This is a genomic window from Deltaproteobacteria bacterium (assembly GCA_028818775.1).
Classification (GTDB): domain Bacteria; phylum Desulfobacterota; class Binatia; order UBA9968; family JAJDTQ01; genus JAJDTQ01.
Map to the genome: position 1 here is coordinate 1 of JAPPNE010000014.1, position 8,687 is coordinate 8,687.

An 8,687-nucleotide genomic window follows, 5' to 3' on the forward strand; every position below is an offset into this window, starting at 1 on the left:
TGCTGTTCGTGATCCTGATGCTGATCATCGAGTACGGCGTCATCGCCCGCTTCGAGCAGCGCGCCTTTGCCTGGCGCCGCACGTTCTCCGCGGCCGCCCTATAGCGTCACAAGGCCCTACCGCCCCTGGGCCTTGATCTCCGCCATGGAGAACGGCCCGGCCCCCATCATCTGGTGGATCTCCCACTCGATCAGCTCGAACGTGCAGAAACCGGCCGCCGTGTAGGGGTCGCTGCCGGCGATCTCCTCCGCCTCGTCCCGTGAGTCCGCGCGTATGAGGTAGATGCCGAGCCGGCGGTCCGGCGTCGGCCCCGACATGACGATTTTTCCCGCCGCATGCTGGCGCTTCATCCAGGACAGATGATCGTCCAGCGTGACGGTCCACTCCTCCCTGGGCTTGACCGCGCTCCTCATTCCGATGAACCACATGTTCGTCTTCTCCCTTGTCGTCCGCGCGAACGCCTACCGCGTGGCGCAGATGTCCCACCAGTTCTGGTCCAGGTCGCTGAACACGAACGACACCTCGCCGTCGTCCTCCTGGAGATCGCGCACCTCGCCGATGCCCATGTCCTTGCCGGACGTGCGGAACGCCCGGTGCGCGTCCACCACCTCCTGCTCGCTCTCCACCTCCAACGTGAACCGGTTCAACGACGACACGTAATGACGCTTCCGGCCCGGCAGCACCACCACGTACCAGGGCGTGTCGAAGTGCTTGATGTACACCGACATTCTCCCGCCGCCGAGAATCTCCAGGCCCAGCACGTCGCTGTAGAACTTCGCGCTGACCGCCTTGTCGTCGCATTCACGGGTGCCGTGGCTCAGCGCCTGGGGCAGGTAGCCGCGCCCGGGAAAGCGTTCCTCGGTCAACTTCTTCTCGCCCCACGGGTTGATGGCGTTGCGCTGGCCGCGCACCACCGCCTCGTGGTCGTAGTACTCGATCTCCCAGTCGTTGCCGCCGGGCTCGCGGAAATAGACCGAGTGGGCAAAGTGGTTCTCGTGCGGGCGGCTGACGCGCATGAGCTTGTAGCGTTCCTTCTGCGACTGGAGGTAGTCGTAGGCCGCGTTGACTTCCTCAAGGGTCTCCACCCGCACGCCGTAGTGGTGCAGGTGAGGCTTGTCCACCGCCTCCGGCGCTCCTTCGTGGACGACGAGTTCCCAGTCCGTATTGGGATGCTTCACCGCCGCCTGACCGTCTCCCTGCCGCACGACGTCGAACGCCAAGAGATCCGTGAGCACCGGCAACGTATCGTCCAGGGACTTGCATTCGTAGTGGCCGCGCTTGAGTGCGGTTGGCTTGATCATGTCGACTTCCTCCCCGATAGAGTCCCGTCCGAAGTGTTTCGTGAGTGGCCCGCATGCGCGAGTTACGGGCCAACGTAGCGCATTTCCGGCGGTTGATGAAGTGCCCTTGTCCCTGCCGTGTTTACGTTTGCGTTTTGCCCCTCTCCCTGTTTCCATCGACATGTGCCGGGCGGCAGTATCGGGAGACACGGGAGACCCATGATGACGACTGAGCCCAGCGAGTTGGTGGACCCGGCCACCGCTATCATGGACCTGACGAAGGTTTTCTGATGGGCGCCGCGTGGCGCGGCATCCATGCACTACATTGTCGGAGGTTCCGCTTATGCTTCGCCAATTCATTGCCAGTCGTGCGCTGCCTTTCGCCGACGGCCACGAGTTCGGTTCCGCCGGCCCCTACGAGGTCGTCGCGGCCCAGGTCCACGGTGAGGTGACGCCGGACGATCCCCGCAATGCCTGCATCATCAACCTTGCCAAGGCGCCGCGCAATGACCGCGGCGCGGTGGAGTACACCTGCAACGTCCACATCCTGCGGCCGAAGCACATGGCGCAGGGGAACCGCCGAGTGCTCTACGAAGCACCCAACCGGGGCAGCAAACGCGCCTTGATGTTCCTGAACGACGCGCCGGAGTGCAATAACCCCATGACCTTGGAACACGCCGGCAACGGGTTCCTGATGCGTCACGGCTTTACCTGGGTCACGTCCGGCTGGCAGGGAGACCTCGTGCCGTGGAAGGAGGGCATGGTCCTGGACGTCCCGGTGGCCACGGACGACGGGCAGCCGATTCAGCGGCAGGTACGGACCGAGATCTGCGTGAAGCGTCCCGGCGTCCGTTCCCAGCCCTTGAGCGGTGATCCGCGCGTCCGCAGCTACCCCGCCGCCAACCTGGACACTTCCGGAGCGGAGTTGACGGTGAGAATGCGCTCCTACGGCGAGCGGGAACCGGTTCCGCCCGGGGACTGGGCGTTTGCCGTGGAGACCCAGGCCGACGGCGACGGACCGGCGAACGTCACGCCGAGCGCGGCCCACCTTCATCTGCCGGGCGGATTCATCCCGGGGGCCATCTACGAACTGGTGTACACGGCGCGGGATCCCTTGGTGCTCGGCCTGGGATTCGCCGCGGTGCGCGATCTGATCTCGTTCCTGCGCTACGGGAAGGAAGACAGCGACGGCAACCCCAACCCCCTGTCGGACGGTGGCGGGGTCGAGAGGGCCTATGCGTGCGGGCGGTCCCAGAGCGGAAGGTTCCTGCGGGACCTGGTCTACCACGGCTTCAACGAGGACGAGGGCGGCCGGAAGGTGTTCGACGCCATCGCGCCCCACGCCGGCGGCGGCGGCCGCATGTTCCTCAACTACGAGTTCGCGCGCCCGGTCACCTCGTGCCAGCAGCACTCCAACCAACAGGAGCCCGAACTGTTCCCCTTCGCCTACAGCGTCATGGAGGATCCGCAGAGCGGCCGCCGGGACGGCATTCTCAAGCGGCCGGCCACCGATCCCCTGGTGCTGCACACCAATACCTCCACCGAATACTGGCAGAAGCGCGGCGCGCTCGCCCATACCGACGGACGCGGGAACGACGTGTCTCCACCCGACGGCGTGCGCATCTATCTCATGGCCAGCGCGCAGCACAACGCCCTTCACGGCGCCCGGGCGAAGAAGGCCAAGACCCAAAACCTGACCAACCCCCTGGACATCGGTCCGGTCCTGCGCGCGCTCATCGTCGCCATGGACCGCTGGGCCACCGACGGCACGGAGCCGCCCCCGAGCCGGATTCCGCGAACGGAGGACGGCACCCACGTCACGCCCGAGAGCCTGCGCACCGGCTTCCCCGCCATTCCCGGGGCGCCCTGCACCGGACTCCACAACCGCCAGCTCTTCCTGGACTACGGCGAGGGCGTCACCCACGGCGTCATCGACGCCCGCCCCAAGGCCGCGCCGGACGGCGCCGGCTACACCATCCTCGTGCCCGCGGTGGACGCCGACGGCAACGACGTCGCCGGGATCCGCCTCCCCGCGATCGGCGTCCCCTTGGCTACACACACGGGATGGAACCTGCAGTCCGAGGAGCTGGCGGAAGGCGAGCTGGCCGACTTGCTTGGTTCCTGCATCCCCTTCCCCGAGACTCGCGCCGAACGCGAAGCCGGCGGTGACCCACGGCTTTCCCTGGAGGAGCGGTACGGGAACGTGGACGCCTACGTCGACCGGGTACGCGAGCAGATCGCCGCTCTGGTGGAGGCGGGTTACATGCTGGCGGAGGACGCCGAGGGGCTGCTGGCGGACTCCCGGCAGGCGTACGTGGAGGCCGTGAAGTCAGGCTGAAAGACGTGTGGAATGCCCCCGGCGAGACTCGAACTCACGACACCAGGATTAGGAATCCTGTGCTCTATCCTGCTGAGCTACGGGGGCGTATCGGGAAGTCTAGCACGGCATCGGCGTCCAGACACCCGTGGGTACCTGTTCCGCGGCCGTGAGGAGCGTTTCTGACACGCCCTCGCGTGGCTTGTCAAACGACCCCTTCGTGGTGGTTTCCTCGTGCTAGGGCTAGGCATCCGGCGGTACCTGCATCCCGCGCTGGACCGCTGGGCGGGCACCGATGGCGTCGAACCAGCGCTTGACGTTCGGAAAGTCGGCCAGATCCACCTGGTGTCTCTCGTACCGGCCTACCCACGGGTAGGTCGCGATGTCCGCCACCGAGTAGTCATCGGCAAGATACTCATGATCGGACAAGCGTTTCTCCATCACGCCATATAGACGGCGGGTTTCGTTCTTGTACCGGTCGATGGCGTAGGGAAGCTGCTCCTTGGCGCCGATGAAGTGGTGCGCCTGGCCGAACATTGGCCCTACCCCGCCCATCTGGAACATGAGCCACTGCATGACGTCGTGGCGCGCCCGGGACTCCTCGGGGAGAAACCGGCCGCCAGCCTTTTCGGAAAGGTAGAGCAGGATGGCGCCGGACTCGAACAGGCTGTAGGGGCTGCCCTCCGGACCATCCTGGTCGACGATGGCGGGTATCTTGTTGTTGGGACTGATGGCGAGGAAATCCGGCGCGAACTGCTCGTCCTTGCCGATGTTGATGGGATGCACGGTGTACGACATCTCCAACTCTTCCAGCATGACGGACACCTTGCGGCCGTTGGGTGTTCTCCAGGTGTACAGATCGATCATGAAGCCTCCTTCGCAGCCAACCTGGTTCGCCTGCCGGCCCAGGGCAACCGCGGGAATCGTTTTTTGCTTATCCGGCCGGCGACGAGGCCGGCCAACACCACGAGCAGGAAAAGGACGACCGGGCGGACGCGTGCGCCGAATTGCGCCGTGTCCGATTCCACCTGCACGGTCCGTGTGACCTCTGTTGCCGGTTGCCCTCCCCGAGGGGTCGCGACGACCGACACCGTGTGAGGCGAGGCGTCCACGAAGTGGAACACGAGATCGAGAGTGCCGCGCGTGGGCGCCCTGTTCAACCGGAATATTTCCCGACCCTTCTCGAGCTGCACGATACGAAGGGTTACCGCGGCGGGTACGGCCTCTTCCGATCCAGGGTGAGTGCCGCGCCATCGAATGGTACTCGGATGTCCCACGAGGGAGGGCGTCACCGTCAGCTTGCCATCGAGCGCCGTGGCTCGGACGGTCTCCGCCCCAAGGATTCCGTTCCCTCCGGCGCTATACAGCAGCACGATCGCGAGGACCGCCACCACGCCCGCAGGAACGGTGAAGATCCTGCCGGCGATGAAACCCAGGAGGAAGAGAGCTGCGACAAAGGCGGCGAGAAAGGCGGTCTTCGTGCGGTTCTCGCGAACCTGGACCGACCGGGAGCCTTGGAGGCGGCGTCCTTGTGCGTCGGTGGCGCTGACTTCGAGGCGGTAAGTGCCCCGAATCGGGAAGACATAGTCCCAGGAAAGCGCTCCGGTCACGCCGGCGAGCTTCATCTCGACGAGACGGGTTCCCTCGATCAGCGGGAAGTCCGTGGACACGAGGTTGCCGGGCGGCGGCGCCGTGAGAAGGATGGAGAGGTCCAACGGGGCGCCGGAGCCTCTCCCGTCTTCATCGATGTCTACGGTGATGCGGGCCGAGTCCTTCAGGGGGCGCAACAGGGTTGTGTCGGGCGATACCTGAATCCTGATGGCGCTTTCGTCGACCCAGGCCGTGAAGGGAGCGGCCAGACTCGCGGACAACAGGAGTGCAAAGAGCAGGGACAGCACTCGGGCAACGGCCGTGAAGCATCTTCCCAAGCTCGGCGGCAACGGGGTTGGCAACGACGGAGGCTTGGGCCCGACCCACGGACCGTGATGTGAAGGGTTGCGAAGAGTGTCGGCTAGTGGCACGGAACAATGGCCAGACCATGACGCAAGTCATGCAGGGCATCGTGAACCGGAGGATAGGCGGCGGCCAGACTCACGTAAAGAAGCACGCCCACCACCGCCATGAACACCGCGGACTTCAGGTAAAAGGACGATGCTTCGGACATCACCGCGGTGAGTCCGGACGCGGCGCTTCGAGTCAGTCGCTCTGTCACTTCCATCATGGCAGTGGAATCTATGCCACGGCGTGGATGATTGTCAAGCAAGGCCCGGACGAGAGTGGAGGCATCCCAGCCCCATGCGACACCTCCTCTCTTGGTCATTCAGGGGCGTTCAGGAAGTTCTCCACGACGTTGTGAAAACGCTCTGTCTGGTCCCACTGGCACCAGTGGCCGCATTCACTGAACACGTGCATCTCGACATTGGGAAGCTGCTGGAAGAGCAGCATCCCGCGTTCGAGGGCGACGCCGTGATCGTCCCGGCCCCACAGCAGCAGTGTCTTGTTCTTGAGTGTCGGCAGCACGTCGCTCAAGGATGGCGGCGCGGGCGCATCGCGCCTCTTCTGCTGCGCTTCGTAGTTCTTGCCCACGCTCATCTCGTAGCGGGTGGCCACCAGCGCGTCGTCCACCAATTCGTTGTGGTACAGGGTCTTCATGGTCATGTTGCGGACGTTTTCCAGGCTGGGCTCGTAGCTCCTGAGCTGCGCCCCGTGCGCCGCCGCCTGCTCAGCGGATGCCGCCGAGCCTCGCGGAGCGATGGTGCCGCTGGCCGTGGTGACGAAGCGGCGCGCGCGGGAGTCCGCGAGCGCGATGTTGACCGCGATGTAAGCGCCCTGGGAATTGGCGACCATGTGAAACCGCTCGAGCGCGATCTCGGCGAGAAAGGCCTGCGCGTGACGGCAACGGAACTCCATCGAGAAGTCGTCGCCGTTGTCCGTGAGACCGTATCCGGGCTGATCGAAGGCAATGACTTCGAAACCGGCGTCGACGAACCGGTCGACGTTGGGACTCCAGCTTACAGATGCGCAAACGCCCGGTGCTCCGCCATGGATCAGGACGATGGGATGCCCTTTCCCACGCCGAACGTAGAAGGTTCGCAAGCCCTCGATATCGATGAATTGCCCGTCATCCGCGATCAGCATGATAAGGCTCCTTGATCCCCGCGGGATCTACGCCCGGATACACGCGACCCCGTGCCCCCTCCTCTTCTCCAGCAAGGGAACGGCTTGCTCCGTGCATTCCGCGACGCGCAGCGGACAGCGGGATGCGAACCGGCAGCCCGGGCCGGGGTTCAACGGCACCGCGGGCTCGCCTTCGAGGGGGCGCAGTTGGCCCGTGTGGCCGATGCGCGGGCGCGTGTCGAGGAGGGCCTTGGTGTAAGGATGCAGCGGGCGTTGCATCACGTCGTCCGTGGCGCCCTCCTCCATGATCTTGCCGCCGTACATGACCGCGATGCGGTCGGACACGTATTCGGCCACGTTGAGGTCGTGGGTGATGAAGACCATGGTGAGCCGCAGCCGCCTGCGGAGGTCCTGTAGGAGGGACAGGACCTGGGCCTGAATCGATACGTCCAGCGACGAGACGGGTTCGTCCGCCAGGATCAGCGAAGGCTCCGTGGCCAGCGCCCTGGCGACGGCGATCCGCTGCCGCTGTCCTCCACTGAACTCGTGCGGGTAGCGTTCAAGGTGTTGTGAGGACAATCCCACCTGCTCGAGCAGTTGCACGACACGCTCGCGCCGCGCGTCCCCGTGGAGGCCGAAATGGATGGACAGGGCCCGGCCGATGATCATCTCGGTGCGCATCCGCGGATTCAGGGAGGAGAACGGGTCCTGGAAGACGAACTGGATGTCCTTGCGCAGCGCCTTCATGTCGCTGGTGGACGCCTTCAGAATGTCGCGGCCGGCGAGGAACACGTCCCCGGACATGACCGGAAGCAGCCTCGCGATGAGCTTGGCCGTGGTCGACTTGCCCGAACCGCTCTCTCCCACGAGGCCCAGGGTTTCGCCCCGGGCGACCTCGAACGAAACCCCGTCCACCGCCTGCACCGTGCGCCGGCCGTAGAGAAGGCGGCGAAACGCCCCTCCGCTCACGTCGAAATACTTGACGAGGTCGCGGACGTGGAGCAGAGACGGCGCGCTGCCGGCCATACCGGGGGCTTCCATCATTCCGGTTCCGTTTTACGTTGGCCGCGTTCCGACACGAGCCAACGGATAGTGGCATGCGTATACATGCCCGCGCTCCGCCGGCGTATTCGCCGGCGACCGGGTCAACTCCGGGATGTCCCGTTTGCATCGCGGCTGGACGTGGGCACAGCGCGGATGGAAGCGGCAGCCCGGAGGCGGCGTGCGCAGGTCGAAGATGGTGCCGGGGACGCCCTGCAATGGCTGCCCTCTCTGCGGCACCGAGTTGATGAGGCCCGCCGTGTAAGGGTGCCTCGGAGCGGTGAATATCGCGTCCGTGCTCCCGACTTCCATCAATTTCGCCCCGTAGAGAACGGCGGCGCGCGTGCACAGCTCCGATACCACGGCCAAGTCGTGGGAGATGAACAGGAGCCCCAGGTTCATGTCCCGTTGAAGCTCCCCGAGCAGCGACAGGATTTGCGCCTGAATCGTGACGTCCACGGCCGTCGTGGGTTCGTCCGCGATCAGGAGGGACGGTCCGCATGCCAGCGCGGCGGCGATGGTCACGCGCTGGCGCATGCCGCCGCTGAATTCGTGCGGGTACTTGTTGAACATCTCCCGGGCGCCCGGCAGCTTGACGCGCTCGAACATCTCGATGGTGCGGCGCCGTGCCTCCGCGTGGCTGAAGCGAAGGTGATGGCGGTACACCTCGGCCACTTGCTCCCCCACGGTGTAGCCCGGGTTGAGGCTGGTCATGGGCTCCTGGAACACCATGCCGATCCTGCGCCCGCGAATGGACTCCATGGCGGACTCGTCCTGGGTTGCGAGGTCCCGGCCGTCGAACCAGATCTGCCCGCGCGTGATCCTGGCCGCCGGATCGAGCAGGCGCATGATGGACAACGCGGTCACGGTCTTGCCCGATCCCGATTCCCCCACGATGCCCAGGGCCTCGCCGGGCTCCACGGTGAACGAAA

9 protein-coding genes and 1 tRNA gene are annotated in these 8,687 nt (G+C 65.4%); 1 reads left to right on the top strand and 9 read right to left on the bottom strand.

Features of this window, described 5'->3' with window-relative positions; all coding sequences use genetic code 11:
- Nucleotides 1-116: 116 nt before the first annotated feature.
- Complete coding sequence (locus OXU42_01160; GenBank protein ID MDE0027998.1) at nucleotides 117-428, bottom strand: YciI family protein; 312 nt, start codon at nucleotides 426-428, stop codon at nucleotides 117-119.
- 33 nt (nucleotides 429-461) lie between these two features.
- Nucleotides 462-1,301 (bottom strand): VOC family protein, encoded by an 840-nt coding sequence (locus tag OXU42_01165; GenBank protein ID MDE0027999.1) that lies wholly within the window; start codon nucleotides 1,299-1,301, stop codon nucleotides 462-464.
- A 322-nt stretch (nucleotides 1,302-1,623) separates the two neighbouring features.
- On the opposite strand from OXU42_01165, the gene OXU42_01170 reads away from it, so the two are divergent.
- Nucleotides 1,624-3,618, top strand: a complete 1,995-nt coding sequence (locus OXU42_01170; GenBank protein ID MDE0028000.1) for an alpha/beta hydrolase domain-containing protein — start codon at nucleotides 1,624-1,626, stop codon at nucleotides 3,616-3,618.
- A gap of 13 nt (nucleotides 3,619-3,631) precedes the next feature.
- Here OXU42_01170 and OXU42_01175 read toward each other — a convergent pair.
- The 7 genes from OXU42_01175 to OXU42_01205 form a co-directional block, all read right to left on the bottom strand.
- A tRNA-Arg gene (locus OXU42_01175) sits at nucleotides 3,632-3,705 on the bottom strand.
- A gap of 135 nt (nucleotides 3,706-3,840) precedes the next feature.
- Nucleotides 3,841-4,464, bottom strand: a complete 624-nt coding sequence (locus tag OXU42_01180) for a glutathione S-transferase N-terminal domain-containing protein (GenBank protein MDE0028001.1) — start codon at nucleotides 4,462-4,464, stop codon at nucleotides 3,841-3,843.
- Nucleotides 4,461-5,267 carry a hypothetical protein gene (locus OXU42_01185; GenBank protein ID MDE0028002.1) on the bottom strand — a complete coding sequence of 269 codons (807 nt, stop codon included), beginning with the start codon at nucleotides 5,265-5,267 and terminating at the stop codon, nucleotides 4,461-4,463. Before OXU42_01185 ends, OXU42_01180 begins: the two co-directional genes overlap by 4 nt.
- Nucleotides 5,268-5,608: 341 nt before the next feature.
- Entirely contained in the window at nucleotides 5,609-5,818 is a 210-nt protein-coding gene (locus OXU42_01190) for a CbtB-domain containing protein (GenBank protein MDE0028003.1), read from the bottom strand.
- Nucleotides 5,819-5,913: 95 nt separating this feature from the next.
- Nucleotides 5,914-6,735, bottom strand: a complete 822-nt coding sequence (locus OXU42_01195; GenBank protein MDE0028004.1) for an alpha/beta fold hydrolase — start codon at nucleotides 6,733-6,735, stop codon at nucleotides 5,914-5,916.
- Between the two features lie 27 nt (nucleotides 6,736-6,762).
- Nucleotides 6,763-7,758, bottom strand: coding sequence for an ABC transporter ATP-binding protein (locus tag OXU42_01200; protein ID MDE0028005.1), 996 nt, complete (start codon nucleotides 7,756-7,758; stop codon nucleotides 6,763-6,765).
- 12 nt (nucleotides 7,759-7,770) lie between these two features.
- Nucleotides 7,771-8,687, bottom strand: a 917-nt coding sequence (locus OXU42_01205) for an ABC transporter ATP-binding protein (protein MDE0028006.1), incomplete at its 5' end; no start/stop codon positions are given.

Coding starts and splice junctions, on each gene's coding strand:
- OXU42_01160 (MDE0027998.1), bottom strand. CDS start 428: ATGTGGTTCATCGGAATGAGGAGCGCGGTCAAGCCCAGGGAGGAGTGG.
- OXU42_01165 (MDE0027999.1), bottom strand. CDS start 1,301: ATGATCAAGCCAACCGCACTCAAGCGCGGCCACTACGAATGCAAGTCC.
- OXU42_01170 (MDE0028000.1), top strand. CDS start 1,624: ATGCTTCGCCAATTCATTGCCAGTCGTGCGCTGCCTTTCGCCGACGGC.
- OXU42_01180 (MDE0028001.1), bottom strand. CDS start 4,464: ATGATCGATCTGTACACCTGGAGAACACCCAACGGCCGCAAGGTGTCC.
- OXU42_01190 (MDE0028003.1), bottom strand. CDS start 5,818: ATGATGGAAGTGACAGAGCGACTGACTCGAAGCGCCGCGTCCGGACTC.
- OXU42_01195 (MDE0028004.1), bottom strand. CDS start 6,735: ATGCTGATCGCGGATGACGGGCAATTCATCGATATCGAGGGCTTGCGA.
- OXU42_01200 (MDE0028005.1), bottom strand. CDS start 7,758: ATGATGGAAGCCCCCGGTATGGCCGGCAGCGCGCCGTCTCTGCTCCAC.